The sequence below is a fragment of the Micromonospora sp. DT41 genome (assembly GCF_049841715.1).
In the GTDB taxonomy this organism is placed as follows: domain Bacteria; phylum Actinomycetota; class Actinomycetes; order Mycobacteriales; family Micromonosporaceae; genus Micromonospora; species Micromonospora profundi.
Genome location: NZ_JBNCKU010000003.1, coordinates 326,975 through 353,388 on the forward strand (window position 1 = coordinate 326,975; position 26,414 = coordinate 353,388).

At 71.3% G+C, this 26,414-nt stretch carries 24 protein-coding genes and 1 pseudogene; 14 read left to right on the forward strand and 11 right to left on the reverse strand.

Annotated elements, in window-relative coordinates:
• Positions 1-69 precede the first annotated feature (69 nt).
• A complete protein-coding gene (locus ACLQ23_RS07925; RefSeq protein WP_425880484.1) occupies positions 70-1,377 on the reverse strand; it encodes an ABC transporter substrate-binding protein in 1,308 nt (435 codons plus the stop codon).
• Between the two features lie 192 nt (positions 1,378-1,569).
• A complete protein-coding gene (locus tag ACLQ23_RS07930; protein ID WP_355589654.1) occupies positions 1,570-2,331 on the reverse strand; it encodes a maleylpyruvate isomerase family mycothiol-dependent enzyme in 762 nt (253 codons plus the stop codon).
• A 69-nt stretch (positions 2,332-2,400) separates the two neighbouring features.
• Here ACLQ23_RS07930 and ACLQ23_RS07935 point away from each other — a divergent pair, with 69 nt between their 5' ends.
• The gene (locus tag ACLQ23_RS07935; RefSeq protein WP_355632082.1) at positions 2,401-3,483 is read left to right on the forward strand and encodes a UDP-N-acetylmuramate dehydrogenase; all 1,083 of its coding nucleotides are present in this window, start codon (positions 2,401-2,403) and stop codon (positions 3,481-3,483) included.
• 26 nt (positions 3,484-3,509) lie between these two features.
• Here ACLQ23_RS07935 and ACLQ23_RS07940 read toward each other — a convergent pair whose 3' ends face one another.
• Positions 3,510-4,301 carry a class I SAM-dependent methyltransferase gene (locus tag ACLQ23_RS07940; RefSeq protein WP_355632085.1) on the reverse strand — a complete coding sequence of 264 codons (792 nt, stop codon included), beginning with the start codon at positions 4,299-4,301 and terminating at the stop codon, positions 3,510-3,512.
• Positions 4,302-4,326: 25 nt separating this feature from the next.
• Positions 4,327-5,094: an SDR family oxidoreductase gene (locus ACLQ23_RS07945; protein WP_355589648.1), complete on the reverse strand. Its 768-nt coding sequence runs from the start codon at positions 5,092-5,094 to the stop codon at positions 4,327-4,329.
• Positions 5,095-5,288: 194 nt separating this feature from the next.
• On the opposite strand from ACLQ23_RS07945, the gene mshA reads away from it, so the two are divergent.
• The 3 genes from mshA (at position 5,289) to ACLQ23_RS07960 (ending at position 8,469) form a co-directional block, all read left to right on the forward strand.
• Positions 5,289-6,653 carry a D-inositol-3-phosphate glycosyltransferase gene (gene mshA, locus ACLQ23_RS07950; RefSeq protein ID WP_355589646.1) on the forward strand — a complete coding sequence of 455 codons (1,365 nt, stop codon included), beginning with the start codon at positions 5,289-5,291 and terminating at the stop codon, positions 6,651-6,653.
• Between the two features lie 57 nt (positions 6,654-6,710).
• Entirely contained in the window at positions 6,711-7,226 is a 516-nt protein-coding gene (locus ACLQ23_RS07955; protein ID WP_355589644.1) for a YbjN domain-containing protein, read from the forward strand.
• A gap of 379 nt (positions 7,227-7,605) precedes the next feature.
• Positions 7,606-8,469, forward strand: a complete 864-nt coding sequence (locus ACLQ23_RS07960) for a hypothetical protein (RefSeq protein ID WP_425880501.1) — start codon at positions 7,606-7,608, stop codon at positions 8,467-8,469.
• A 386-nt stretch (positions 8,470-8,855) separates the two neighbouring features.
• Here the strand turns inward: ACLQ23_RS07960 and ACLQ23_RS07965 are convergent, their stop codons facing one another.
• Both ACLQ23_RS07965 and ACLQ23_RS07970 read right to left on the reverse strand, forming a co-directional pair.
• Positions 8,856-10,133: an MFS transporter gene (locus ACLQ23_RS07965; protein ID WP_425735115.1), complete on the reverse strand. Its 1,278-nt coding sequence runs from the start codon at positions 10,131-10,133 to the stop codon at positions 8,856-8,858.
• 108 nt (positions 10,134-10,241) lie between these two features.
• A complete protein-coding gene (locus tag ACLQ23_RS07970; RefSeq protein WP_425735116.1) occupies positions 10,242-11,522 on the reverse strand; it encodes an MDR family MFS transporter in 1,281 nt (426 codons plus the stop codon).
• A 153-nt stretch (positions 11,523-11,675) separates the two neighbouring features.
• Here ACLQ23_RS07970 and ACLQ23_RS07975 point away from each other — a divergent pair, with 153 nt between their 5' ends.
• Complete coding sequence (locus ACLQ23_RS07975; protein WP_355589636.1) at positions 11,676-12,443, forward strand: phosphoglyceromutase; 768 nt, start codon at positions 11,676-11,678, stop codon at positions 12,441-12,443.
• 60 nt (positions 12,444-12,503) lie between these two features.
• Here the strand turns inward: ACLQ23_RS07975 and phoU are convergent, their stop codons facing one another.
• Positions 12,504-13,157 (reverse strand): phosphate signaling complex protein PhoU, encoded by a 654-nt coding sequence (phoU, locus tag ACLQ23_RS07980; protein ID WP_425880485.1) that lies wholly within the window; start codon positions 13,155-13,157, stop codon positions 12,504-12,506.
• A gap of 203 nt (positions 13,158-13,360) precedes the next feature.
• Between phoU and ACLQ23_RS07985 the strand changes: the two genes are divergently transcribed.
• Positions 13,361-14,644 carry a sensor histidine kinase gene (locus tag ACLQ23_RS07985; protein WP_355589634.1) on the forward strand — a complete coding sequence of 428 codons (1,284 nt, stop codon included), beginning with the start codon at positions 13,361-13,363 and terminating at the stop codon, positions 14,642-14,644.
• A 22-nt stretch (positions 14,645-14,666) separates the two neighbouring features.
• The gene (locus ACLQ23_RS07990) at positions 14,667-15,350 is read left to right on the forward strand and encodes a response regulator transcription factor (RefSeq protein WP_053654192.1); all 684 of its coding nucleotides are present in this window, start codon (positions 14,667-14,669) and stop codon (positions 15,348-15,350) included.
• Between the two features lie 31 nt (positions 15,351-15,381).
• Here ACLQ23_RS07990 and ACLQ23_RS07995 read toward each other — a convergent pair whose 3' ends face one another.
• On the reverse strand, positions 15,382-16,182 hold the full coding sequence (locus ACLQ23_RS07995; protein WP_355590368.1) for a hypothetical protein: 801 nt from the start codon (positions 16,180-16,182) through the stop codon (positions 15,382-15,384).
• 80 nt (positions 16,183-16,262) lie between these two features.
• On the opposite strand from ACLQ23_RS07995, the gene ACLQ23_RS08000 reads away from it, so the two are divergent.
• Entirely contained in the window at positions 16,263-17,207 is a 945-nt protein-coding gene (locus tag ACLQ23_RS08000) for a Ppx/GppA phosphatase family protein (protein ID WP_355589632.1), read from the forward strand.
• 75 nt (positions 17,208-17,282) lie between these two features.
• Positions 17,283-18,089: a sugar phosphate isomerase/epimerase family protein gene (locus tag ACLQ23_RS08005; RefSeq protein ID WP_355589630.1), complete on the forward strand. Its 807-nt coding sequence runs from the start codon at positions 17,283-17,285 to the stop codon at positions 18,087-18,089.
• A gap of 61 nt (positions 18,090-18,150) precedes the next feature.
• Here the strand turns inward: ACLQ23_RS08005 and ACLQ23_RS08010 are convergent, their stop codons facing one another.
• Genes ACLQ23_RS08010 through ACLQ23_RS08020 form a run of 3 tightly spaced genes read right to left on the reverse strand, consistent with a single transcriptional unit; the run spans position 18,151 to position 20,198 of the window.
• Positions 18,151-18,738, reverse strand: a complete 588-nt coding sequence (locus ACLQ23_RS08010; RefSeq protein WP_355589628.1) for a CGNR zinc finger domain-containing protein — start codon at positions 18,736-18,738, stop codon at positions 18,151-18,153.
• Positions 18,739-18,757: 19 nt separating this feature from the next.
• Positions 18,758-19,924 carry a glutathionylspermidine synthase family protein gene (locus tag ACLQ23_RS08015; RefSeq protein ID WP_355589626.1) on the reverse strand — a complete coding sequence of 389 codons (1,167 nt, stop codon included), beginning with the start codon at positions 19,922-19,924 and terminating at the stop codon, positions 18,758-18,760.
• A gap of 1 nt (position 19,925) precedes the next feature.
• Positions 19,926-20,198 carry a hypothetical protein gene (locus ACLQ23_RS08020; protein ID WP_355589624.1) on the reverse strand — a complete coding sequence of 91 codons (273 nt, stop codon included), beginning with the start codon at positions 20,196-20,198 and terminating at the stop codon, positions 19,926-19,928.
• A 153-nt stretch (positions 20,199-20,351) separates the two neighbouring features.
• Here ACLQ23_RS08020 and ACLQ23_RS08025 point away from each other — a divergent pair, with 153 nt between their 5' ends.
• The 5 genes and pseudogenes from ACLQ23_RS08025 (at position 20,352) to ACLQ23_RS08045 (ending at position 26,244) form a co-directional block, all read left to right on the forward strand.
• Positions 20,352-21,272: a proline dehydrogenase family protein gene (locus ACLQ23_RS08025; RefSeq protein WP_355589622.1), complete on the forward strand. Its 921-nt coding sequence runs from the start codon at positions 20,352-20,354 to the stop codon at positions 21,270-21,272.
• An 83-nt stretch (positions 21,273-21,355) separates the two neighbouring features.
• Positions 21,356-22,645, forward strand: coding sequence for a hypothetical protein (locus tag ACLQ23_RS08030; protein WP_355589620.1), 1,290 nt, complete (start codon positions 21,356-21,358; stop codon positions 22,643-22,645).
• 40 nt (positions 22,646-22,685) lie between these two features.
• The gene (locus ACLQ23_RS08035; RefSeq protein WP_425880486.1) at positions 22,686-24,068 is read left to right on the forward strand and encodes an efflux RND transporter periplasmic adaptor subunit; all 1,383 of its coding nucleotides are present in this window, start codon (positions 22,686-22,688) and stop codon (positions 24,066-24,068) included.
• Positions 24,065-24,940: pseudogene (locus ACLQ23_RS08040) on the forward strand (ABC transporter ATP-binding protein); the annotation flags it as partial. The gene ACLQ23_RS08035 and the pseudogene ACLQ23_RS08040, both read left to right, overlap by 4 nt.
• A gap of 119 nt (positions 24,941-25,059) precedes the next feature.
• Positions 25,060-26,244 (forward strand): ABC transporter permease, encoded by a 1,185-nt coding sequence (locus tag ACLQ23_RS08045; protein WP_053654177.1) that lies wholly within the window; start codon positions 25,060-25,062, stop codon positions 26,242-26,244.
• Positions 26,245-26,414 lie beyond the last annotated feature (170 nt).

Below are 26,414 nucleotides of genomic sequence, written 5' to 3' on the forward strand. Positions count from 1 at the left end.
GCCCGGGAACTCCTTTCGCCGTGCGTGCGGGCCTCCGGTGCCGGAGACCCGCACACACGCTCGTTCGGGCTACTTGGCGGCGGCCTTCTTGGCGTTGTTCACCGCGTCCGTCCAGCCCTGCGCCGGGCTGCGCTGACCCAGTTCCACGGTCCGCACGGCGTTCTCCACCTCGGTGCGTACGGCCTGGTTCTTGGGCCCCATGTAGACAGGCTTGAGGCTCTTCGCGCCCGCGCCGAAGATCGTGCCGATGGGCGCTCCGGAGAAGTACGTGTTGCTCGCGCCGGAGATCGCCGGGTCGTCGAGCGCCTGCGGCGAGGAGGGCAGCGGACCCTTGGCCTTGAACGCGCCGATCTGGCCCTTGGCGCTGGTCAGGAACTTGGCAAGCGCGATCGCCTCGGCCTGGTGCTTGCTCTGCTTGGGCACGGCGAGGTGCGAGCCGCCCCAGTTCCCGCCGTTGCCGGGCACCTTGGCGATGTCCCACTTGCCCTGGGCGCCGGCGCCGGCGTTGCTCTCGATGACCCCGGTCATCCAGGCGGGGCAGGCGATTGTGGCGAACTTCGACTGCTTGAAGGCGGACACCCACTCCTCGGACCAGGAGCCGTACTTGCCGGAGAGGCCCGAGTCGACGATGTCCATCGTGGTGTCCCAGGCCTGCCGGATGGCCGGGTTGCTGTCGACGACCAGGTTGTCGCTGGTGTCGTAGTAGCTGTAGCCGGTGGTGTTGCCTGCGGTCTGAAGCAGGATGGTGTTGAACGTGTTGGTGGCCGCGTCGAGGAAGGATGCCCCGGTCTTGGCCGCGACGAACTTCTCGCCGGTGGCGATGTAGTCCTGCCAGGTCGGCCACAGCTTGGAGACGGCGTCGCGCTCGGTGGGCAGGCCGGCCTTCTCGAACAGGTCCTTGCGGTAGCACATGGCGATGCCGCCGACGTCGGTGCCGAGGCCGATGAGCTGTTTGCCGTCGGCGGTCAGGCCGGCGTTCCACTTCCACTCCAGGAAGTTGCCCTTGAGGTCGGCGGCGCCGTGGTCCAGCAGGTTGACGAAGTTGTTGGGGTTCGCCTTGTACTCGACCATGAGGCCTTCCTCGATGGCCACCACGTCACCGGCGCCTCGGCCGGCGGCGAGCCACTGGGTCAGCTTCGGTGAGTATTCGTCGAGGTTGGTGCCGGTGCCCCGCTCGACGATCTTCACGCCGGGGTTCGCGGCCATGTACTCCTTGTAGAGCTCTTCGTAGCCGAACTGGCCGAAGACGTCGACGGTCAGCGTGGTCGGCCCGTCTCCTTCGGCGTCGTCGCCGCCGCCGCAGCCGGCGGTGACGAGGAGGGCGGTGGCGGCGGCGAGGGCCACTGCGGCGAGGCGGCGGCGTGGGAAGACAGCCATGGGATATGGACCTCTCTCAAGGTGGTGAGGTGATGGCGATAGCCAAGAGAGCGCTCTCACGACAGGGTGGTGGGTCCTCGACCCGCTGTCAAGAGAGCGCTCTCTCGGTTATCCGAATCGATCCCGACATGCGACGAGGGCGCCACCTCGTCGGGTGACGCCCTCGTCGAGCCGGTTCGGCTCGTTACCAGATCAGCTGGTACGCAAGCCCTCCAACAGCGCGCGATCCCCGGCCACGTCGAGTGTTTCGAAGCTGACCCGGCCCCAGAGCGCCAGCAGCAGGTCGCTCGCGGTGCCGCTGACCTGCGCACGGGCGTGATGGTCGTCGTGGTCGAAGATGGTCGCGGTGTCCAGCAGCGCCACCCCCTCGCCGCGCAGCCGCAGATACCACTGCTGCTCCGCGTCGGTCGACGTCAGCTGCACCACGCCGTGCCAGTCGCCAGGCGTCCGCCGCCGGCCCGCGGGCAGCCAGGTGTCCAGCACCTCGCTCACCCCGTCGGCCGCAAGCTTCGCCTCGATCGGCTCACCGGAGGCGATGGCGAGCTGGGCGTCCCAGCGGTGCACCGCCGTCTCGTGCGCCATCCGGCGTGGCCAGAAGCCCGCCCTCTTCGGCTGCGGCGCCCAGTTCCACGCCGGCGCCTCCGGGTCGAGCCCGTCGAACCGGGTGATCAGCTGGTCGTACCCCTGTTGCCAGAGCTGGAGCGGGCTCACACCCGGCGGCATCTCCGGCCGTTCCGGGCGCGGCGGCGGCGCGCTCGTCTCGCCCGACCCGACGAACGAACCCACCCAGAGGTAGATGCCGGCGAGGTGCAGAGTGAGATCACCGACCGTCCAGCCGGGACAGGACAGCACGGGTGTCTCCGGCGGCGCCTCGGCGACCGCCGCAGCGAAGGCCGGACCCTCGGTCCGGAGTGCCCCAATCCAGAAATCCTTGCTGCCCTGCAGTCTGCTCATCGCCATCCTCCCGGGGGTGCCGAGCGACCAATGGGTGCTGCGGCTGCACATCAGCCTAAGGTGAGATACGTGTCAGACGCCTATGCCCAGCCGACAACCGAAACCGATCGTGCCATCCCGGTTCCACTGGCCCACCACACCACGCTGCGGATGGGCGGGCCGGCCAGGCGAATCGTAGCGACGGAGGACGCCGACGAACTCGTCCGGGCGGTCCAGGACGCGGGCGAACCGGTCCTGGTCCTGGCCGGCGGCAGCAACGTGGTGATCGGTGACGCCGGCTTCCCCGGCACCGTCGTGCTTGTGCGCTCCCGGGGCCTGCGGGTCGTCGCCGAGGACACCGAAACCGTCACCGTACGCGTCGAAGCCGGCGAGCCGTGGGACGACCTGGTCGCCGCCACCGTCGCCAACGGCTGGTCCGGCCTGGAATGCCTCTCCGGCATCCCCGGCGCGACAGGGGCCACCCCGATCCAGAACGTCGGCGCGTACGGCCAGGAGGTCGCCGAGACGATCACCGGGGTCGAGGTGTACGACCGCGCCGAGGGCACCCGCCATTTGATCCCGGCCGGCGAATGCGGCTTCGCCTACCGGGGCAGCATCTTCAAGTACCAGGACCGCTGGATCGTGCTGTCGGTCGACTTCCGGCTCACCCGGTCACCGCTCTCCGGCCCGGTGCGCTACGCCGAGTTGGCCCGGGCGCTCGGTGTCGAGGTGGGCGACCAGGTGCCGCTTGCCGACGCTCGGGCAGCGGTGCTGCGACTGCGCGCCGGCAAGGGCATGGTGCTCGACGCGGCCGACCCGGACACCCGCTCGGTCGGCTCCTTCTTCACCAACCCCGTGCTCGACCGGGCGACGTACGAGCTGCTCCGGGAACGCGCCACCGACCTGGGCGAACCACCGGCCTGGCCCGGACGCGACGACACCGTCAAGGTGAGCGCCGCCTGGCTGATCGACAAGGCGGGCTTCGAGAAGGGGCACCCCGGCCCGGGTGGTGTCGCCATCTCCGGCAAGCACACCCTCGCCCTCACCAACCGCAGCGGCACCGCCAGCACCAGCGACCTGCTCACCCTGGCCGGCACCATCCGCGATGCGGTGCACGCCCGCTTCGGCGTGACACTGCACCCCGAACCGGTCCTCATCAACTGCGCCTTCTGACAACCGCGTCTCGGCGTGGCCGGCCGTCAGCCGGGCGGTGGCCAGGGGAGGGTCAGCTCGCCGTGGCGCCATCGGCGCGGGCCGTGCAGGACGGGCCAGCCCGTCTCCCGCAACTGGGCCACGGCCCGCAGCCACCGTTGACGCGGCCCGAACGGCGCATAGGGGGCGGCGGCACGCCAGGCGTCGTCCAACGCGCCGATCAGGTCGTACACCGGCTCACCGGGGACGTTTCGGTGGATCAACGCCTTGGGCAGTCGTTCGGCCAGCTCGGCGGGGCTGCCCAGGGTCGTGAGTTTCGCGGCCAGTGTCAGCGTCCGGGGGCCTTCGGCGTCGATCAGCAGCCAGCTCGCGAGCCGGCCCAACTCGTCACAGGTGCCCTCGACGAGCGCGCCGCCAGGGGCGAGGGCGGCGGTCATCGTCCGCCACGCCTCGGGCACCTCGCGCTCGTCGTACTGTCGCAGGACGTTGAACGCGCGGACCAGCACCGGCCGCAGCCCGGCCAGCTCGAAGCCACCCCGGGCGAAGGTCAGGCCCGGCGGGTCGGCGGCCGGTGTCGCGGCTGCCACCCGGGCCGGATCGATCTCCAGCCCGACCAGGCGTACGTCCGGACGGACGCCTGCGGCCAACCGTGCCCGCAGCTCCACGGCGGTCACCGCTGTGGCGCCGAAGCCGAGATCGACCACGAGCGGGTCGGCCGCAGCCCGCAGCCGGTCGGCACAGGTGGCCACGATCCAGTTGTCCACCCGGCGGAGCCGGTTCGGGTTCGTGGTGCCCCGGGTGACGACGCCGAGCGGCCGGCGTCGCGCCGTCCCGCTCATCGTGACCTCCCGACGACCGTGCGCCTCACGGGTTGACGCGGTGCACCTTGTGCTGCGCGGCCTGCGCCCGCGGCCGGACCACCAGCCGATCCACGTTCACATGCTCGGGTCGGGTGGCGCACCAGGCGATGCAGTCCGCCACGTCCTCGGCGACAAGCGGATCCGGAACACCTGCGTAGACGGCTGCCGCCCGGTCCGCGTCGCCCTCGAAACGGACCAGCCCGAACTCGTCGGTCTTCACCATCCCCGGGTCGATCTCGATCACCCGCAGCGGCCGGCCGCACAGCTCCAGCCGCAGCGTTCCCGCGATGGCGGTCTGCGCGTGCTTCGCCGCTGTGTAGCCGCCACCGCCCTCGTACACGGTCAGCCCGGCAGTGGAGGAGACCACCACGATGGTCCCCGAGCCGGACGCCTCCAGCGCCGGCAGCAGCGCCTGGGTCACCCGCAGCGTGCCGAGTACGTTCACGTCGTACATCCACTGCCAGTCGGCGACGGAGCCGGACTCCACCGGGTCCAGACCGCGCGCGCCGCCGGCGTTGTTGACAAGCAGGGTGACCGGCCCAGGTGCCCGCGCCGCCGCCTCGGCGAGCCCGGCCACCGACTCGTCCGAGGTGACGTCGCAGGTCACTGCGGTTGCCTGACCGCCGGCGGCAGTGATCTCGGCGACCAGACCGGTGAGTCGGTCGGTGCGGCGGGCGGCGGCGAGCACGTGGAAACCGTCGGCGGCGAGGCGGCGGGCGGTGGCCGCCCCGATCCCGCTGGACGCTCCGGTGACGATGGCGACAGCTGTCATCCGGTCATTGTCGCGCGCCCGTCCGCTCCGCTCCGGTCCGGCGTCGACACGGGCGCCGTGATGAGGTCCGTCACGCCCAGGGCCCGTGCCGACGAATTTCCATGGTCGGGTGGGGAAGATGACATCCGGCGTACAGGTTGACCGAGATGCGCCGGTCGTGCGAGACGACGTTGGCCGTGGCAGAGGGAGCGGACGTGGCGGAAGTGCACACCGGTGTCGGTCGTCAGCGAGGTGCTCGACCGTGGCCCCGGCCGCGTCGCATCGCCACCCTGTCCGTACACACCTCCCCACTGCACCAGCCCGGCACGGGCGACGCCGGCGGGATGAACGTCTACATCCTGGAGGTCGCCAGGCGGCTCGCCGAGGCCAACGTCGAGGTGGAGATCTTCACCCGAGCGACCTCCGGTGACCTGCCCCCGGTGACCGAGATGGCCCCCGGTGTGCAGGTCCGGCACATCACCTCCGGCCCCCTGGAAGGGCTCACCAAGGAGGAACTGCCCGGCCAGCTCTGCGCCTTCACCGCAGGGGTGCTGCGCGCCGAGGCGTCCCGGCCGCCCGGCCACTACGACCTGATCCACTCCCACTACTGGCTCTCCGGGCAGGTCGGCTGGCTGGCCAAGGAACGCTGGGGAGTGCCGCTGGTGCACACCGCGCACACCCTGGCGAAGGTCAAGAACGCCCAGTTGGCGGCCGGTGACCGGCCGGAGCCCAAGGCCCGGGTGATCGGCGAGGAGCAGGTGGTCGCGGAGGCGGACCGTCTCGTCGCAAACACCCGCGTGGAGGCCCGCGACCTGGTCGAGCGGTACGACGCCGACCCCGGTCAGGTCGCCGTCGTGCAGCCCGGCGTCGACCTGGCACGGTTCCGGCCCGTTCCCGGCGACCGGCACACGGCAGCTCAGGCCGCCCGTCGCCGTCTCGGGCTGCCCGTCGACGGGTACCTGGTGGCCTTCGTCGGCCGGATCCAGCCGCTGAAGGCGCCGGACGTGCTGATCCGCGCGGTCGCCGCGCTGCGCGAGCGTGACCCGGCCCTCGCCGACCAGGTGACTGTCGCGATCTGCGGAGGGCCCAGCGGCAGCGGTCTGGACCGGCCGACGGCACTGATCGAGCTGGCCGCCACGCTGGGGGTCAGCGACCGGATCCGCTTCCTGCCGCCGCGGACCGGCGACGACCTGCCGGCCCTGTACCGGGCCGCCGACCTGGTCGCGGTGCCGTCGCACAACGAATCCTTCGGGCTGGTCGCGCTCGAGGCACAGGCCTGCGGTACGCCGGTGCTGGCCGCCGCCGTCGGCGGGCTGGTCACCGCCGTACGGGACCAGGTGAGCGGGGTGCTCATCGACGGGCACGACCCGGTGAACTGGGCACGCGCTCTGGCCCGCCTGCTTCCCGACCGGGCCCGCAGGGCGGTGCTCGGCCGGGGCGCCGAACAGCACGCCCGGAACTTCTCCTGGGACCGCACGGTCTCGGGCCTGCTCGACGTGTACGGCGAGGCGGTCGCCGCGCGCCGCGCACGGCTCGCCGCCGACCTGGCGGGCGATCCGGCGCTGTCCTGCTCCTGGTGATCGAGGGCACCGGCTCTCGTCGGGTGCGCCGACCCGACCGGTCGTAGAGTGGGTGCGGTGAGCCCGAAAAGCGATCTCGCGTCCCTGATCGAGTCGGTGTGCGCCGAGCGTGACCTGGCCTGGGAGTCGACAGGCCCCGGGTCGTACGCGGTGACACTGCCGGGCACCCACAAGCTCAAGACGATCTGCAACCTGATCGTCGGGGAGCACGCGCTGCGGATCGAGGCGTTCGTGATGCGCCAGCCCGACGAACGGCGCGAGGAACTGTGGGCCTGGCTGTTGCAGCGCAACGCCCGGATGTACGGCGTCTCGTTCTCCACCGACAAGGTCGGCGACGTGTATCTCACCGGGCGGGTCAACCCGGCCGGCGTGGACGCCGACGAGTTGGACCGGCTGCTCGGTGCGGTGCTCACGTACTCCGACGAGTCGTTCGACACGATGCTGGAGATCGGCTTCGGCAGCTCGATCCGGCGCGAGTACGAGTGGCGGGTCAAGCGCGGCGAGTCGACAGCGAACCTGGCCGCCTTCGCCCACCTCTTCGAACCGTCCGGCACCGGTCCCGACCCGGCCTGACGCCCGTTTCCGCCCAGCCTGACCCCGTTTCGGCCCGGCCTGACGACCCGGATTCCAGTCGGTCGGATGTCTGTGGTTCGGACTGCTCCTGACGGGTATGCCGCACCGCGCGGTACGGCACAGGGACCCCCGCGCGCCGAGGACGGAGTGTCGAGGAGCGGAGCATCCCATGGCTCAGCGGAACAGCTCAGGTCGCGGCGGGACTGCGACAAGGACCAAACGGCAGGCCGGCAACCAGACGCCGAATACTCCAGGGGTCTCCGAATCGGAGATCTCTCAGATGCGGGTGGACGACATCCGGGGCCAGTTGCGCAAACGCGGGATCTCCGGGATCTCCGCACTGCGCAAGCCCGACCTTGTGAAACAGTTGGTGCGCTCGCTGCGATCCGAACGCGGTGGCGCGGCCCGGCGCAGCACCGGCCCGGCTGGTCGGGCCACCGGCAGCAGGGCGTCGGCCGGTCGGGCCGCCGCGACGAAGAAGTCGGCTTCGAGGGCGGCGCCCAGTCGCGCCAAGGCCGCGCCGGCCAACAAGAGCGCTCCCGCGAAGCGGGCCGCCGCCAAGAAGACGACCGCCGCGCGGAAGTCGACGACGGCGCGTACCACGACTGCCGCGCGCAAGCCGGCGGCACGTACCACTGCTGCGGCGCGCAAGCCGGCGGCACGTACCACTGCTGCTGCCGCGTCGAAGCCGGCGGCGGCGCGCAAGACGGCCCCGGCAAGGAAGTCCGCCGAAGCCACGTCGACCGCCAGGGCGAAGACGTCCTCGGCCCGTACCGCGCGTAAGGCGCCGGCGCGACCGGCGGCCAAGCGTGCGGCGCCCGCGAAGCGTGCTGCCGCGAGCCGTCCGGCCGGCGGCGGTACGGCGGCCGGTGGCATCCGGACCGGACGGGGCACCGGGCGGTCGGTCCGCAGCTCGCAGGTGATCTCGTCGATCGCGGACCGGCCGGAGCGCCCGGGGCGCAGCCTGATCACCGCGAACCACGAGGTGATCCAGCGCTGGGCACGGGAGCGTGGCGCGAAGCCGGCCACCATCGCCGGCACCGAGCGGGACGGCCGGGCTGGTGTGTTGACCTTCAACATCCCCGGCTACCGCGAGAGCAGCAAGATTCGCGAGATCACTTGGGACCAGTGGTTCCACACCTTCGACCTGCGCCGGCTGAACCTGATCTATCAGGAGCAGATGCGCGACGGCCGGCAGAGCAACTTCTTCCGGACCGAGTCACCCGATCGGGAAGACGGCTGAGGTGTTTGCGGGAATGCCCGAGGGGTATGCGGCGGTTGCCAGAGACGGTGACCCCCAACTGGGGGATACCCGCCAGTTGTGACGGGCGAGACACCCAGTTGGGTTGAATCCGGAATCCGGGCGAACTAGCTTTATTGCACCGCGTCGCGCTTGGAAACGTTCGGGGGAGCGGCGGATCGATCAGGTCCGTGCACCAGGCGAGATGCGAGGAACGGGTGGATCTACCGTTGGGGGACGGTGCCCACCTGTTTGGACCGGCGGCGTGAGCGGGCGATGCTTACGGGGGTGAGTGTTGCCCGCCGCCGCCGGCCCCACCGGCGGGCGCCCACCATGACCTTCGGGACATGGTGGGCGCTTTGCGTGTTTCGTACCCCCGTTCGGGGAGGTCACCCGGCCGGCGCGTGGTCCACGGCCGGAGCCGGCTCCCGGCCGGCGGCCCGGCGCAGCGCGGCGACGTGCCGCTCCCGGGGCGGCCCGGCCAGCAGGTGCCCGAGTGCGGCAAGCAGGCCCAGCCCGCCCACGATCAGCCAGTGCCCGTCGCCGAGGTGTTGCAGGCTCACCCCGCCCAGCGTGGGTGCGACGAACGCCGCCGCCGGGAACGTCAGGTAGAAGACCGACTGATACCGGGCGCGAAGCTGCGGTGGCGCCAGATCCGCGTTGATCTGCGCGTTGGGCGGGGCGGCGAGCATCGAGCCGACCGTCCAGACGACAGCGGCGGCCAGGTAGACACCCAGCACGTCGGCCACGGCCAGCACACCGAAACCGACAGCGAGCAGGGCGGTCGAGACCGCAAGGACGACGTCCTTGCGGTGCCTGTCGATCAGCCGGGGCACGAACAGTTGCCCCAGCACGATCAGCGCGCCACCCAGGGCCACCACCAGCCCGTACGCCGATGGGCCGAGGCCGTCCGCGCGCATCGCCAGCGGCATGATCGTCGAGGTTTGCATGGTGAGTACGGCCAGCACGAAGGTGAGCCCGACGAAGACCAGGAAGGTCCGGTCGATGAGCGCGGTACGCAGGCCGGGACGCCGGGCTGCCGTGGCCGGTGGTCGGAGGTCGACGCTCGGGGCGGCCCGTCGCAGGGTCTCCGGAACCTTCCAGGCGATGACGACGGCTGCGGTAAGCGTGGCGCCCGCGTCGACCAGGAACAGTGCTGTGAAGCTGGCCTCGGCCAGGACCCCGGCGAGCAGCGACGCCACCGCCATGCCCAGGTTGAACGCCCAGAACTGGAGGTTGAACGCACGCGAGCGGCGCTGCGCGGGGACCACGTCGACGATCGCCGCGACGAACGCCGGGCTGGGCATCGAGTGCACCACGCCTACCAGCGCGGACAGCACCGCGATCAGCAGCAGGGGCCGGCTGAAGGCCAGCGCCACCATCAGGGCGGTGGTGGCCAGGTGGGCGGCGAGCAGGGTGGACCGTCGGCCCCACCGGTCGGCAAGCACCCCGCCGAGCAGCACGCCTGCCGCCCCGCCCGCTCCGTACGCCCCGACCACTGTCCCGGCCAGCGACTCGCTGGCGCCCCGCGCGTCGGTGAGATAGAGCGACAGGAAGAGCATGGCGAACGCGCCGGCCCGGTTGATGAGCAGGCCGGCCCAGAGATACCAGAAGGTGGCGGGAAGCCCGCCCGCGGCGTCGTTCCACAAGCGTCGAAGGGCGTGCACCCAACCTCCCGACAGTTCAGTTTCCTAACCGTTTCCCTGGGACGGTAGGAAGTCGGGTCCGTTCGCGCCAGCCGTACTGCTGATCATGGGCGATTCGTCACAGCGCGGTCAGGCCGTCGCCTCGGCAGGCTGTGCTGCCGGTCGGGCGTCGGCAGGCACCAGCCCTGCCCCGGAACGGCGCAACGCGTCGGCCCGTCGTTCCCGGGCCGGGCCGGACACCAGGTGGGCCACCGCCGTCAGCACACCGAGCGCGGCGCAGCCGAGCCAGAGCGCGGAGTTGCCGGCGTGCTCGCGTACCAGACCACCGAGGACCGGCGCGCTGGCTCCGGCGATCTGCCAGGAGAGCCCGAACACGCCCTGGTAGCGCCCACGTAGCGCGGCCGGGGACAACTCGGCGATCAGGGTCGCGTTGGACGGCGAGTTGAGCATCTCGCCGACCGTCCAGATCAGCACGGTCAGTCCGTAGAACCAGGCGGAGCCGGCGAACGCGGTAAGCCCGAAACCGACCCCCATCACGACGGCCGACAGCGCGAGCACGTGCGAGCGGCTGCGGCCCCGGATCAGCCTGGGCACGAAGAGCTGGCCAACGACGATCAGGACGCCGTTGAGCGCGATCACCGAGCCGAAGGTGGCCGGGCTCAGGCCGGAGTCGCCCATGGCGATCGGCAGCATCGAGATGTGCTGGAGGAAGACGAGCGCGGCGAACAGGTTCAGCACCACGAAGCCGAGGAAGACCCGGTCGGCGAGGATCGTGCGCAGCGCACCACGAGGTGCCTTGGCGGTCGTGACGACCGGGCCGGCGTTGCGGGTCTCCGGCACCCGGATGAAGATGATCAGTGCGGTGATCAGCATGGTGGCCGCGTCGACCATGAACAGCAGCAGGTAGTCGGCCTGCGCCGCGAGACCGGCGAGGATGGCGGCGCAGGCGAAGCCCAGGTTGATCGCCCAGTAGTTGAGCGAGAAGGCGCGTAGCCGGTCCTTCGCCGGCACCACGTCGATCATCATGGCGCCGAACGCGGGCCGGGCCGCCTCGGCGAACATGCCGAGCAGCAGCGCGCCGAGTGCCACGGCCCAGAGGTCCCGGGCCAGGCCGAGGGCGATCATCATGGCGGCCGCGCCGACGTGCGCGGTGAACAGCGTCGGGCGGCGACCCCACCGGTCGGCAAGGGTGCCGCCGACTGTGGTGCCGACCGCGCCACCGACGCCCCACAGGCCGAGCACCAGGCCGGCCTGGGAGGCGGAGAAGCCGCGTTCCTGGGTCAGGTAGATGGCGAGGAAGATGAGGACGAACGAGCCGAGCCTGTTGATCAGGGTGCCGGTCCACAGGTACCAGAAGGTGGTGGGGAGGCCGCCGGTGGTGTCCCGGAACCAGTTCCGCATCGTCAACACGTCGTGCCCCCGCTTGCAAGTAATGACCGAAGTGACCGTAGCGCCTTACGACCCTAGTGGTGGCCCGATCGACAGGTCACCCGCTTTTTCACGTGGTGGTCGTCACGACGGGTGCCCGCGTGTCCCGTACCGGGTTGAGGCAGGATGATCCGCATGACTGCGAGCGAGGGGCCCACCATCGGGACGCTGGTCCTGCTGCGGCACGGCGAGAGCGACTGGAACGCCAAGAACCTCTTCACCGGCTGGGTCGACGTCGACCTGACCGAGAAGGGCGAGGGCGAGGCGAGGCGCGGCGGCGAGCTGCTTCGCGAACACGACCTGCTGCCGGACGTCGTCCACACCAGTGTGATGCGCCGGGCGATCCGTACCGCCGAGCTGGCGCTGAACGCCGCCGACCGGCACTGGATCGCGGTGCGCAGGTCGTGGCGGCTCAACGAGCGGCACTACGGCGCACTCCAGGGCAAGAACAAGAAGCAGACCCTTGACGAGTACGGCGAGGAGCAGTTCATGCTCTGGCGCCGGTCGTACGACACCCCGCCGCCGCCGATCGCCGACGACGACGAGTGGTCGCAGGTGGGCGACCCGCGGTACGCGCTGCTGCCGACCGAGCTGATGCCGCGTACCGAGTGCCTCAAGGACGTCGTGGAGCGGATGCTTCCCTACTGGTACGACTCGATCGTGCCGGACATCCTGGCCGGCCGGACGGTGCTGGTGGCCGCGCACGGCAACTCGCTGCGCGCCCTGGTCAAGCACCTCGACCAGATCTCCGACGAGGCGATCGCCAAGCTCAACATCCCGACCGGCATCCCGCTGCGCTACGACCTCGACCCGCAGCTGCGCCCGCTCACCCTGGGCGGCACCTACCTCGACCCCACGGCAGCGAAGGCAGCCGCCGCGGCGGTCGCGAACCAGGGCCGCTAAGAAGTTAGGAAGGGCCCCTTGTTATGCAAAAAGCGATAACAAGGGGCCCTTCCTTGCACTTCAGCTGGCGGTGGGGGCGCTTTCTCCGGTGATCAGGTAGATCACGTGTTCGCCGGCGTTCACCGCGTGGTCGGCGAAGCGCTCGTAGAAGCGGCCCAGCAGGGTGGCGTCGATGGCGGTCTCCACCCCGTACGGCCAGTCGTCGCCGAGCAGCACCGAGAACAGGCTCTTGTGCAGCTCGTCCATGGCGTCGTCGTCACGGTCCAGCTCGCCGGCGAGGTCGACGTCGGGCTTGGCGAGCACCGAACCGATCTTCACCGCCATCCGGTCGGCGATGTCGGCCATCTCGGTGAAGATCGCCCGCAGTTCGGCCGGCACGGCAGGCGACGGGTGCCGGCGCAGCGCTGTCTTGGCCACGTGGTCGGCGAGGTCGCCCATCCGCTCCAGATCGGCCGCCACGTGCAGAGCGGTGATCATGGCGCGCAGGTCGGAGGCGACCGGCGCCTGCCGGGCGAGCAGGTCACACACCCGCTCCTCGACGTGCCGGTAGAGGTCGTCGATCTCGGCGTCCCGCTCGATGACCGTCTCGGCGGCCTGCCGATCGGCGGTGAGCAGGGCGCGGGTGGCCTGGCGCATGGCGGCGCGGACGCCCTCCGCCATGTCCACAAGCAGTTGGCTGACGATCTGAAGGTCGGCCCGGAACTCGTCGCGCATCATCACGTCCTGTGGTCGTCGCCGCCGACGGCTGTCGGCGCAGGGGGCTGAGCAGGTGCGACGCCAACGGTAGGCGGCGTTGACGGATCCCGGATGAACCACGATGAACGACGCCGGACCGGCGGGTGAACAGTTTCGAAAGTGAGGGTGGTTCGTCCCGTTCTGCGTGGTAGCCAGGTTAACAATGACCCTACGATCGCCGGGTGGAGTGGGCAGTGGCGATCGTGGTGGCAGTGGCGTTGGCGGCCGGACTGGTCGCCGGCCTCCTGCTGCCCCGGTTCCTGCCGGCGGGCGACGCCCGCACCAGATCGACGGGCGGCGTGAGCTCCCGATGGACCAGGGGGAGGCCCGCGATAGCCGACGAACAGCAGACCGGGCTCGGCCGGCGGACGATCGATTCGCTCCGAGCCGGTGTCGTGGTCCTGGACAACGACGACGTGCCTGTGCTGATCAACCCGGCTGCCCGCGCGATGGGGCTGCTGCGTACCGGCAGCACCCCGGGCTCGATCGCCGCGCACCCGCTGATCCGTACCCTCGCCGGTCAGGTGCGGCGCACCGGCGTGCGCCGCGAGATCGAGCTGGACCTGCCCCGGGGCCGCGACAGCGCGGGGGAGAACCCGCTCGGCGTGCACCTGCGGGCCATGGGCATCGGCAACGGCTTCATCGCTGTGGAAGCGGTCGACGTTACCGAGTCGCACCGGCTGACCCGGGTACGTCGTGACTTCGTGGCCAACGTGAGCCACGAGCTGAAGACCCCCATCGGGGCGCTCCAACTGCTCGCCGAAGCGCTGCTGGACGCCACCGAACCCGCCGACGCCGCGGTGCCCGACCTCTCCGAGGACCTGGTGGCCGCCCGTCGGTTCGCCGAACGGATCCAGCACGAGTCGACCCGGCTGGGCCGGCTGGTGCAGGAGTTGCTGGAACTGACCCGATTGCAGGGCGCCGAGCCGCAGCCTCCTCCGGAGCCCGTCGCGCTCGACTGGGTGATCGCCGAGGTGGTGGACCGGACGCGCACCACGGCCGCCGCCCGCGGCGTCGAGGTGACGGTGGACGGCGAGCGCGGCCTCACCGCGTACGGCAGCGACGCCCAGCTCGCCACGGCCGTGGCGAACCTCGTGGAGAACGCCATCAACTATTCGGGGGAGGACACCACTGTGCGGGTCACCCTTCGCGGCGGCGACGAGCACGTCGAGATCGCGGTCGCCGACCAGGGCATCGGAATCGCCCCCACCGACGTGGACCGGGTGTTCGAGCGGTTCTACCGGGCCGACCAGGCACGCTCACGTGCCACCGGCGGCACCGGGCTCGGCCTGGCCATCGTGAAACACATCGCGAGCAACCATGGCGGTCGGGTGGAGGTGTCGAGCACTCTTGGAGGTGGATCGACGTTCACCCTCCGGTTGCCCGTCAGCCCACCGGACGACCTGCTGGCGACACTGCCACCGGCTGGGATCGAGGCCGGTCCGGCCGAGCTTCGGCAGGTCTGACAGCAATGAAAGGAACCCCCCGTTGAGCCGCGTTCTGGTGGTCGAGGACGAGGAGTCGTTCTCCGACGCCCTGTCGTACATGCTCCGCAAGGAAGGCTTCGAGGTCTCGGTCGCCGCGACCGGCACCGACGCCCTCACCGAATTCGACCGGACCGGCGCTGACATCGTCCTGCTCGACCTGATGTTGCCCGAGATGTCGGGGACCGAGGTGTGTCGGCAGCTCCGACAGCGTTCGGCGGTGCCGATCATCATGGTCACCGCGAGGGACAGCGAGATCGACAAGGTGGTCGGCCTGGAGATCGGTGCCGACGACTACGTCACCAAGCCGTACTCGCCCCGGGAACTGGTCGCCCGGATCCGGGCGGTGCTGCGACGGCAGAGCCCGGAGGTGGCCGAGTCCGGCGCCCCGACGCTGGCCGCCGGCCCGGTGCGGATGGACATCGAGCGGCACGTGGTCACCGTCGAGGGCGGGAACGTGCAGCTGCCGTTGAAGGAGTTCGAGCTGCTGGAGCTGCTGCTGCGCAACGCGGGTCGGGTGCTGACCCGGGGCCAGCTCATCGACCGGGTCTGGGGTGCCGACTACGTCGGTGACACCAAGACGCTCGACGTGCACGTCAAGCGGCTGCGCTCCAAGATCGAGCCGGAGCCGTCCGCGCCGCGTTTCATCGTCACCGTGCGGGGGCTGGGCTACAAGTTCGAGCCGTGATCGGATGGTAGCGACGACCTTGCTACCAAGATCAGCTGGGATCGTCGGCGGGGTGCGGGGCGATCATGCCCTGCTTCACCCGGGCCGCGCACAGCTCGGCCAGCCGCTCGTACGCCGCCGCCCCGATGAGCGCTGTCAACTCGGGCCCGTACGACAGGTACATCGGCTCAGCGCCGACGTGCGCATCCGTCGAGGAGGTGCACCACCAGTCCAGGTCGTGCCCGCCGGCGCCCCAGCCCCGCCGATCGAACTCGGCAAGCGTGGAGACCAGCACCTTTGTGGTGTCCGGCCGCTTGACCCAGTCCTGGTCGCGCCGGATCGGCAACTGCCAGCAGACGTCCGGCTTGTATTCCAACGGGTGCACGCCGTCGCGGAGCGCCTGACCGTGCAGGGCGCAGCCACCGCCACCGGGAAAATCGGCGTCGTTGAGGAAGACGCACGGCCCCTCCGCGCCCTGGGTGGCGGTGCGGCGGGCCGGGTTCTTGCCGTCGATCGTGTCCTCGTCGGTCCAGCTCTTGAAGCCACGCCGGAAGTGCTGCCAGGTCGCCGGGGTGAGCCGCTTGACGGCGCTGCGGACGCGCTTCTCGTCGTCCGAGTCGGTGAAGAACGCCCCGTGCGAGCAGCAGCCGTCGGCGGACCGGCCGGCGATGATGCCGTGGCAGCCCCGGCCGAAGATGCAGGTCCAGCGGGACAGAAGCCAGGTCAGGTCGGCGCGGATCAGGTGGTTGTCGTCCGCCGGGTCGGCGAACTCGATCCACTCCCGGGGAAAGTCCAGCGGCACCTCGCGGCTACGCGGGTCGCCCGGATCGTCCACCAGCACGCGGAGCTCCATCGTCACCCGGACCAGCGTACGCCCGGTCTCGGCCACGGGCCGCCGAGCCGCGCAAACGTGTTGCCCCTAGTGTCTTCACCATGCGACTGGGTGTCCTCGACGTCGGATCCAACACCGTGCACCTGCTGGTTGTCGACGCGCACCACGGTGCGCACCCCTGGCCGGCGCATTCGGAGAAGGTGGTGCTGCGCCTCGCCGAGCAGCTCGGCCCCGACGGCGCGCTGACCGAGGCGGGCGCGGACAGCCTGGTCAAGGCGGTCGGCATGGCCAGGGCAGCGGCCACCGGCCTGGAGGCCGCCGACCTGATCGCGTTCGCCACCTCCGCGGTCCGTGACGCCACGAATGCCGCCGACGTCCTGGCCCGGGTCCGCGACGAGACCGGCGTACGCCTGGAGGTGCTCTCCGGCGCGGACGAGGCGCGGTTGACCTTCCTGGCGGTGCGGCGCTGGTTCGGTTGGTCGGCGGGGCGGCTGATGGCGCTCGACATCGGCGGCGGCTCCCTGGAGATCGCCGCCGGGATCGACGAGGACCCGGACGTCGCGATCTCGTTGCCGCTCGGGGCCGGCCGGTTGACAAGGGAGCGGCTGCGGGTCGAGCCGGACAGCACGGCGCCGCCGTCCGCCGAGGCCGTCGACGGGCTGCGGGAGTACGTGGACGGCCGGCTGGACAAGGTGGTCGACCAGATGACCCAGGTGGGTTGGGAGCGGACGGCGGCCACCTCGAAGACGTTCCGTACGCTGGCCCGACTCGCCGGTGCGGCACCGTCGGGTGCGGGGCTCTGGGTGTCCCGCCGCCTGACCCGCGCCGGTTTGCGGCAGGTCATCGGCTTCATCAGGCACATCCCGCCGGCTCAGTTGATGGAGTTGGAGGGGGTCAGCGCGGGCCGCGCCCACCAGTTGCTGGCCGGCGCTGTGGTCGCCGAGGCGGTGATGCGCAAGCTGGACCTGGACTCGGTGGACATCTGCCCGTGGGCGTTGCGCGAGGGCGTCATCCTCCGTCGACTCGATCAACTCGAACCGATGTGAGGACGGGTCTGGTTAGGGGTGTTTTGCCGATGCTCGTCCTGATAGTCCCGTGACAACCGGGCTACCCTGGCTGATGTGACTTCCCGCGTTCCCGTCCTCCTGTCCAGCTCGTCAGTCTTTCCCGAACCGACCGCGGCGGCGTTCCAGATGGCCGCGGCGCTCGGCTACGACGGCGTCGAGGTGATGGTCTGGACCGACGTGGTCAGCCAGGACGCGGGGGCGCTGCGCGGCCTCTCCGAGCACTACGGGGTGCCGGTGCTGTCGGTGCACGCGCCGTGCCTGCTCGTCACCCAGCGGGTGTGGAGCCCGGACCCGTGGGAGCGGCTGCGCCGGGCCGCCGAGTTGGCCGAGACGCTGGAGGCGCCCACGGTCGTGGTGCACCCCCCGTTCAGTTGGCAGCGCGACTACGCGCGCGGCTTCGTCGACGGGCTGGCCACTGTCGCTGACCAGTTCAGCGGGCTGCACCTCGCCGTGGAGAACATGTACCCGGTGCGGATGGCGGGCCGCCAGTTCGTCCCGTACGTGCCGGGGTGGGATCCCACCGAGGCCGGCTACGCGTCGTACACCCTGGATCTGTCGCACTGCGCGGCCTCGCACAGCGACCCGCTCGAGATGGCCGACCGGATGGGCTCCGGGCTGGTGCACGTGCACCTCGGCGACGGCACCGGCGAGGGTCGTGACGAGCACCTGGTGCCTGGCCGGGGCACCCAGCCCTGCGGGGAGCTGCTCTCCTCGCTGGCCGGGCGGGGCTTCACCGGCTCCGTGGCGGTGGAGGTGGCGACGCGGGGCGCGAAGAGCCGCGCGGTGCGCGAGGCGGACCTGCGCGCCGCGCTGGAGTTCGCTCGCCAGCACCTGAGCACGCCGTCCCCGGTCGACGCCTGAACGCCCGCGCCGGGACCCGGCGCAGGCCGGTACGCCGCTCAGGCCTGCGCCGGTCGGCGGCCTAGCTGATCCGCGTCAGCGAATCGGCTTTCGCTGTCGGCTGCGGGGCGACCGTCGGCTGCTCGACGATCGCGGCCCGCTTCCGGGCCCGGTGCGCCGCGACGTGCGAGCGGGTGGCGCAGCGCTCCGAGCAGAACCGCCGGCAGCAGTTGGACGACGTGTCCAGGTAGACGTTGCCGCACCGCTCGTCGGCGCAGACGCCGAACCGGGCGCTGCCGTACTCGCAGAGCCACACCGACAGCCCCCAGGCCGCGCCGGCCAGGTATTCCGCGCTTACCGACGCGCCCCGGCTGGTGACGTGCATGTGCCAGTCGCTGGAGTCGTGCCCGGAGATGCGCGGCTGGACCGGGAACGCCTCAAGCAGCGCGTTCAGCTCGGTCACCGCCTGGGCGTCACGCCCCGAGGTGCCGTACTCGAAGACGTCGCGGAGCCGCTTCTGCGCCCGCCGGAAGATCGCGATATCCCGCTCCGCGACCTCGTCGCGCATCCATGCGTTCTCGTCGGGAAAGAGCGCCCTTAGGTCGTCGAGGTCGTCCAGGCGGGCGTTGACCAGGTCAACACCGGTCCGGGCGTACGCGTCGAAGTTCACGCCCTCAAAGGTAGACGACTCACGCGGTACGCGGCGCGTCGATGTAGTGCGGCAGGAACCGCGCGTAACCGTCGGTGATCAGGCTTGCGCTTTCGCGCACCCCGACGCCCGCCGACTCCCCGTCGACGATCCAACTGCCCAGGACCGTCCGGTTACCGTCGAACTGCGGCAACGCCCGGAACTCCTGGTAGCACCAGCCCTCGTCGCCGTAGATCCCCGGATTGGTGATCTCCTCCTCGGCCGTCACGATGCGTACCGAGCCGCCCTCGCGGCCGAGCAGCGGCTTCGCCACGTACTCCCGCATGCCGCGCGGCGAGTCGAGGTACGCCGGAAGCAGGTATTCGTGGCCCGGGTAGAGCTCCCAGAGGACGGCGAGCAGCGCCTTGTTGGACAGCAGCAGCTTCCAGGCCGGCTCGATCCAGGTGGTCGGCGTACCCGGGTCGAGCGCCGGCACCCCGTACGGCTCGGCAAGCATCCACTCCCACGGGTAGAGCTTGAAGCACGTGGTCACCGGGCGGTCGGCGGCGTCGACGAAGCGCCGGCCGTCCCAGCCGATCTTCTGGATGGGTTGCAGCTCGACGTCCAGGCCGGCCTGCCGGGCCGTCTCGGCCAGGTAGCCGGCGGTCATGTGGTCCTCGCCCGACTCCTCCTCGTTCGACCAGAGCACGTGCACACGGCGGTCGTGCAGCCCGGCGCCGATCTTGGCCCAGGCGCCGACCAGCCGCTCGTGCAGGCTGTTCCACTGGTCAAGATCCGGCCGGGTCTCCTCCAGCCAGAACCACTGGATGATGCTCGCCTCGACGAGCGCGGTGGGGGTGTCGGCGTTGTACTCCAACATCTTCGGAGGCCAGGTGCCGTCGTACGCCAGGTCGAAGCGGCCGTAGAGGGTGGGTGGCGCCTCGCGCAGTGACCTGGCCACCGCCTCGGCGGCCCACTGCGGGATGCCGAACTCGGCGTACCGGTGCTTGGCGACCACGTGCTCGGCGGCTGCCACCGACATGCGGTGCAGCTCCTCGGTGGCCTCCTCCAGGCGCAGCACCTCGTCCAGGTCGAACGCGTACGCGGCGGTCTCGTCCCAGTACGACATGATCTCGCCGTCGGGGAGTTCGGTGTCGACGTAGACAAGCCCCTGCTCCCGGATGGTGGCGTCCCAGTCGGGCCGAGGGGTCACGGTCACACGGCGCACGTCAACCTCCGCAGGCGGCGAGGTGGGTGCCGAAGCCGCCGCGCTCGGGCACGGCTGCGGTCGTCGGCTCCGGTGCCGCCCGACCGGCGGCGGCCTGGGGGACCCGCATCGCCAGCGCGACAGTGTCGCCGCCGCCGACAGGCCCGAGGGCGCAGTCGTCGTCATCGTCGTCGTCGGAGGTCATGTTGCAGCCGGAGAGGGCGAGCGCCAGAGCGGTGAGCGCGCCGAGCTGCACGGAGGCCGACCGGAGCCGGCGACGGGGGCGTTGTTCCACGGCATCGTTGTAGCTGATCGATGCCAACAGCGCCGCCCCGCCCCCGGTTGTCAAAGGGGCCCGTTGTAGCACATAAACCCCTAAGTGACATCCGGTCGAGGTGCCCCGGCCGCTGCCCGGCGGAGGTACTGGCGCGGGCGATACGCTCGGCTCATGCTCCGTTCCGTCATCCTCGCCGCCTCCCGGTCATCCCAGGTGGAGCGGCTTGTCGCGACCGCCCCGTACACCCGGGACGTCGTCCGCCGGTTCGTCGCCGGCGCCGCCACCGACGATGCGCTGCGCGTGACCCGCGGGCTCATCGACGACGGCCTGGCTGTCACCCTCGACCACCTCGGCGAGGACACCGTCACCCCCGAGCAGGCGGTCGCCACCCGGGACGAATACCTCAGGCTGCTGAAGATGCTCGCCGAGGCGGGGCTCACCCCGGCCGCCGAGGTGAGCGTGAAGCTCTCCGCCCTCGGCCAGATGTTCGACGAGCAGTTGGCCTACGACAGCGTGCGGGCGATCTGCGCGGCGGCCGACGCGGCGAGCACCACCGTCACCCTGGACATGGAGGACCACACCACCACCGACTCGACGTTGGAGGTGCTGGCCAAGCTTCGCAAGGACTTCCCGTCGACGGGCGCGGTGCTCCAGGCGTACCTGCGTCGCACCGAGTCGGACTGCCGGGAGTTGTCCTCGGCGGGCTCGCGGGTGCGGCTGTGCAAGGGCGCCTACAAGGAGCCGGAGTCGGTGGCGTACCAGTCGGCCCGCGAGGTCGACAAGTCCTACGTCCGCTGCATGAACATCCTGATGTCCGGCGACGGCTACCCGATGCTCGCCACCCACGACCCACGGATGATCGCGATCGGCGAGGACCGGGCCCGCTGGTTCGACAGGGGAGCGGATCGCTTCGAATTCCAGATGCTCTTCGGCATCCGTCCGGAGGAGCAGGCCCGGCTGGCCGGCGAGGGCTACACCGTTCGCACGTACGTCCCGTACGGCGACGACTGGTACGGCTACCTGATGCGCCGGCTCGCGGAGCGCCCGGCGAACCTGGTCTTCTTCGGCCGTGCCCTGATGTCCAAGAAGTAGCCAACTGTGGCGGGTGGGTCCACAGGGTGGGTCGAGGTGGTGGCGGCTCGTTTGCTCCGGCGAATGGTCGTACCCTTCGGCGGGTGACTGACGGGTTGGAGCTGCCATCGCCGCGGCGGCTCTGGCCGTTGTGGACGATGCTCGTGGTGGTCGTCCTGCTGCTCGGCTGCGGTCTGCCCGCGCTGCTTGTCGCCGGGGTGGTGCGGGAGTCCGGTGACCGGGCCACCGTCAGTCGTGCCGGCACCCCGGCCAGCGACGACCCGGCGACCGCCGTCGCCCGCGGGCTGTCCGACCGGATGACCGCGCAGCTCCAGCGGCAGGCAACGGCGCTGCTCGGCGGTGACCGGGCCGCCTACCTGGCCGTCGCCGACCCGGGCGCGCACGCCGACCTGCGCCGCCGCTTCGCCGCGCTGCGCGCGCTAAAGGTCACCGTGTGGCGGGCCGAGCCGAGTGGCCTGCCCGTGCCTGTCGTCGGCCAGCCCGGCGAGTGGCGGCTCCTGGTGCGCTTCCAGTACTGCTTCGTGGTGCCGGACTGCCGGCCGAGCCCGGTGTTGATCGGTACCCGTTGGCGGGAGAACGGCGACCAGCCCCGGCTGGTCGCCGTGGAGGAGTCCAAGTCGGCAGAGACCGGCACCCGACCGTGGGAGATCAGCGACCTGGCCGTGGCGGTCGGCGCGCGGACGATCGTGGCCACCACACCGGCGCTGCGTGGCAAGCTGCCCGGCCTGCTGGCCCAGGCCGAGGCGGCGGCCAAGGTCGCCGACGGGTACGTCGTGGCCGGCTCCCCGCCGGACCGCTACCGGATCTTCTACGCCGGTCGCACCGAGTGGCAGCGCTGGTACGGCGGCGGACGGCCACAGTGGACCGGTGGTTACGCCGTGACCGTCGGCGGTGGCCACCACGAGGTGGTGCTCAACGCCGAAGGGCTGCCCAGCAGCGGCACCGACGACCTGCTCCGGCACGAGTTGACCCATGCCGCCTCGCTGCCCGAGCGCGGCTATCCGGGCAAGACGACGTGGTGGCTTGTCGAAGGGCTTGCCGAGTTCGCCGGTGCGGGAGGGCAGGCGGTCGACAGGTACGAGGGGCTCGCCGAGGTGCGCACGCTGGTCCGGGGCAAATGGGACGGCAGGCTGGAGGGGATCACTCCCGCCGACAACGCCGAAGCCGAGCGGGTCGGCGGCAGCTACGGCGTCGGCTACCTCGCCGTCCGGCACCTCGTCGACAGGTTCGGAACGGCCCAGTTGCTCGCCTTCTTCAAGGCAGTGGTGCACGAGCGCAAGCCCTTTGACGCCGCAGCCGAGGAGGCGTTCGGCGAGCAGTGGTCGACGCTGCACGACGAGTGCGTCGCGTACGTCCGCGCGGTCGCCGCCTGACGTCCGATGCGGCGGTGACGGTGCGCCGTACCATCGATGGGTGCGCCGCCCCCAGCCGCCGCGGCCCGCAAGCGTCACGCGGCCCCGCCTGCTCATCGCCCTGACCGCCGTCGCCGTTCTCACCGCCACCACCGCCGCGTCCTGCGGCGACGAAGACCCCGACCTCGCGCTGGCGTCAGCCGCCCGTAACCCGGTCGCCGAGGTGATCGACGCCCCGGCGACGGTGACCGCCCGCGCCGCCGCGACCCTCTCCGCACCCGCCGACGGCACGCTGGCCAGCCTGCGTGTCCAACCTGGTCAGCGGGTCAAGCGCGGCCAGGTCCTCGCCGTTGTCGACTCGCCGTCGGCGCAGCAGCGCCTGCGCCAGGCGAAGGAGGCGCTTACCGCCGCGAAGCGCGCCGGCAGAGGTGTTTCCACAGGCGACCTGACCGGCAGCCGGCGCGACACCGACAAGGCCGCCGGCGAGGCGTTCGACGCGGCCCGCAAGGCCGCCGAGAAGATCGCCGACCCGCAGCTACGGGACGCGCTGCTGGCCCAGGTGACCTCCGCCCAGCGGCAGTACGCCGCAGCCGCGCGCAGCGCCGACCAGGCCGTCCGTGCCGTGCAGCGGGGGATCAACGGGCTGAGTTCCGCCGTCGGCGCGCTTTCGGCTGCGCAACGGCTCCAGGCCCAGCAGGCGTACGACCTGGCGAAGGCCACCGTCGACGCGCTGACCCTGCGCGCCCCGCTCGCCGGTGTGGTGCAGCCGGGCGGCATCCGGGCCGGCGGTGGCGCGAACGCCGGCCTGGCCGGGCTGCTGGAGCAGGCCGGTGGGGCCGGCATCGACCCGTCCGTGCTGGTCCCCGCCCAGGGTGGGCCGCCCGCCGGAGTCGACGACGCTGTCGCGGTCGGCGGCCAGGTCACCGCCGGCACGCCGGTGCTGACAGTCGTGGACATCGGGCAGTTGGGGCTGCTCGCCGAGGTGGACGAGACCGACGTACTGCTTGTCAAGCCCGGTGTGACAGCCACTGTCGAGCTGGACGCCGTCACTGGCGCCAGCTACGACGCGACGGTCCGCTCGGTCGACGTGCTGCCCACCAACTCCGCGCAGGGCGGTGTCACCTACCGGGTGCGCCTCGCACTGGGTGCCGGAAAGCTCGCCGAGGACGAGCCGGCCCCGACGCCCCGCCCCGGCATGAACGCGATAGTGCGGCTGCGCGTACGCGAGGCGGCCGACGCGGTGACCGTCCCCGCCTCGGCGGTGTTCTCCGCCGACGGGCGGGACGCCGTCTGGGTGGTCCGCGACGGTAAGGCGGGTCGCGCGCCGGTGACAGTTGGCGTGCAGGGGCCCGACCTGGTGCAGATCCTCGACGGCGTCCAGCCCGGCGACCGGATCGTGGTGCGCGGCACCGACCAGGTGCGCGACGGCCAGGAAGTCCGGTGACCGAGCCGGCAGCAGGGCCGGCGGGGGAGCGCGTCGCTGCCATCGAGGCGGTGGACGTGTCGCGGACGTACCAACTGGACGGCGTGTCGGTCGAAGCGCTGCGTGGGGTGTCGTTGACAGTGCAGCCGGGTGACTACGTGGCGCTCGTCGGCCCGTCCGGCTCGGGCAAGTCCACACTCATGCACCTGCTGGGCGGGCTCGACCGGCCCACCGGTGGTCGCCTGGTCATCGGCGGTCGGGACGTCAACGCGCTCTCCCCACCGGAGATGGCCACCCTTCGTAACGAGACGATCGGCTTCGTCTTCCAGGCGTTCCACCTGCTGCCGCGTACGTCAGCTGTGGAGAACGTGGCGCTGCCGCTGGTCTACCGGGGCGTGTCGGCCCGGCAGCGCCGGGAGCGGGCGGCGGCGATGCTCGGCCGGGTGGGCCTCGGGCACCGGCTGGACCACAGGCCCAACCAGATGTCCGGCGGCGAGCAGCAACGGGTGGCGATCGCCCGCGCGCTCGTCACCGAACCGACGGTGCTGCTTGCCGACGAGCCGACGGGCAACCTGGACAGCGTCACCGGAGCGGCGGTGCTTGAGCTGTTGGAGCAGTTGAACGCCGAGTCCGGGGTGGCGCTGGTGATGGTCACCCACGACCAGGAGGTGGCGGCGCGGGCCGCCCGGCGGATCACCATGCGCGACGGTGTGGTGGTCGCCGACAGCATCGCCGCCGAGCCCGCCGGCCCTCATGATCGACCGCTGTCGGATGGCAACGGTCGACCTGAGACACTGATGCCCGCTCCCAGCGCGGAGCCCCGGTCCGTGTCCGGAAACGGCCCGGGGCACCCGCCCGGTGGCTCCGGTGGCGCCGCCGGAGCCACCGGGCGCCTTCCGCTCGCGCCCCCGGAAACCGCCGCGACAGGCACTTCGGCCAGCGCCGACGCGGCGCTCGCGCCCACCGATGCCGACGCCGGCCACGCGCCCGGTGCAGGCTCCCGGAGCGGGTCGTGAGGGTCGCCGAGGCGTGGCGGGTGGCGTTGGACGCGCTGCGGGCCAACCGGCTGCGCAGCGCTCTCACAATGCTCGGCGTGATCATCGGCGTGGCCTCTGTGGTGCTGCTGGTGGCCATCGGCACCGGCACCAAGCAGAAGGTGGAACAGCAGGTCGAAGGGCTCGGCTCCAACCTGCTGCTTGTCGTCCCCGGCCGCATCGAGGTCGGCAACGCGCCTGTCGTGTCGCCGTTGACCCTCAAGGACGTGGACGCCGTGACCCGGGTGGTCGGCGACCCCGAGCGGGTGGCCGTCACCGTCGCCTCGGGTGCCACCGCAAGGGCCGGCGCCTACTCCGACTTCACGACCGTGCAGGGCGTACTGGAGACGACCCCTGCGGTGTTCGCGCGGTCGCTGGCCCGGGGCCGCTACCTCACAGGCACTGACGTCGACACGAGCCGACGGGTGGCGGTGCTCGGTGACTCGGTGGCCCGCGCGCTCTTTCCCGACCGGGACCCACTCGGCCAGCAGGTGACACTCGCCGGGGTGCGGTTCCGGGTGATCGGCGTGTTCACACCGCTCGGTCAGAGTCTCGGCGTCGACCGTGACGACGAGGTGCACGTGCCGGTGACAGCCGCGCAGCGCCTCTGGGGCACCCAGCGGGTGGACGGCATCGCGGTGAAAGCGCCGGACCGGGAACGGATCGACGAGTTGGGCGAGCGCATCGTCGCCGAACTCAACCGCCGCCACCCGGACACCGAGTTCAGCGCTGTCACACAGCAGCAGATCCTCGGCGTACTCGGCGACATCCTCGGCATCCTCACCGGCGTGCTCGCCGCCATCGCCGGCATCTCCCTGCTCGTCGGCGGGGTCGGCGTCTCCAACATCATGCTTGTCAGCGTCCGCGAGCGGACCAGGGAGATCGGGCTGCGCAAGGCCGTCGGCGCCCGACCCCGCGACATCGGCGTGCAGTTCCTGCTGGAGGCGGTGCTGCTCACCACGATCGGCGGGCTGACCGGGATGGCCCTGGGTGTTGGCACCGCGCTGCTTGTCGACGCGCTGTCCCCAATTCCGGCGGCAATCACCTGGTGGTCGCTGGCACTCGCCTTCGGTGTGTCGGCGGCCGTCGGCATCGTCTTCGGTGTCGTCCCCGCGCAGCGTGCCGGCAGGCTCGACCCGGTGGTGGCGCTGCGCGCCGAGTGAGGAACGCAATCGGACGGCGGACGCAGGCGGGGAGAATCCGGGAGCGCGGATCGGGTGAACCAGCGATCCAAACATGATCAGTTGTAAGAAGGGATCGCGCCGGTCACAGCGGCCCCGCTACCGTACTGGTAACACGCGCGTCGCCGCCCGGCCCGGAGCATCCGTCGGGA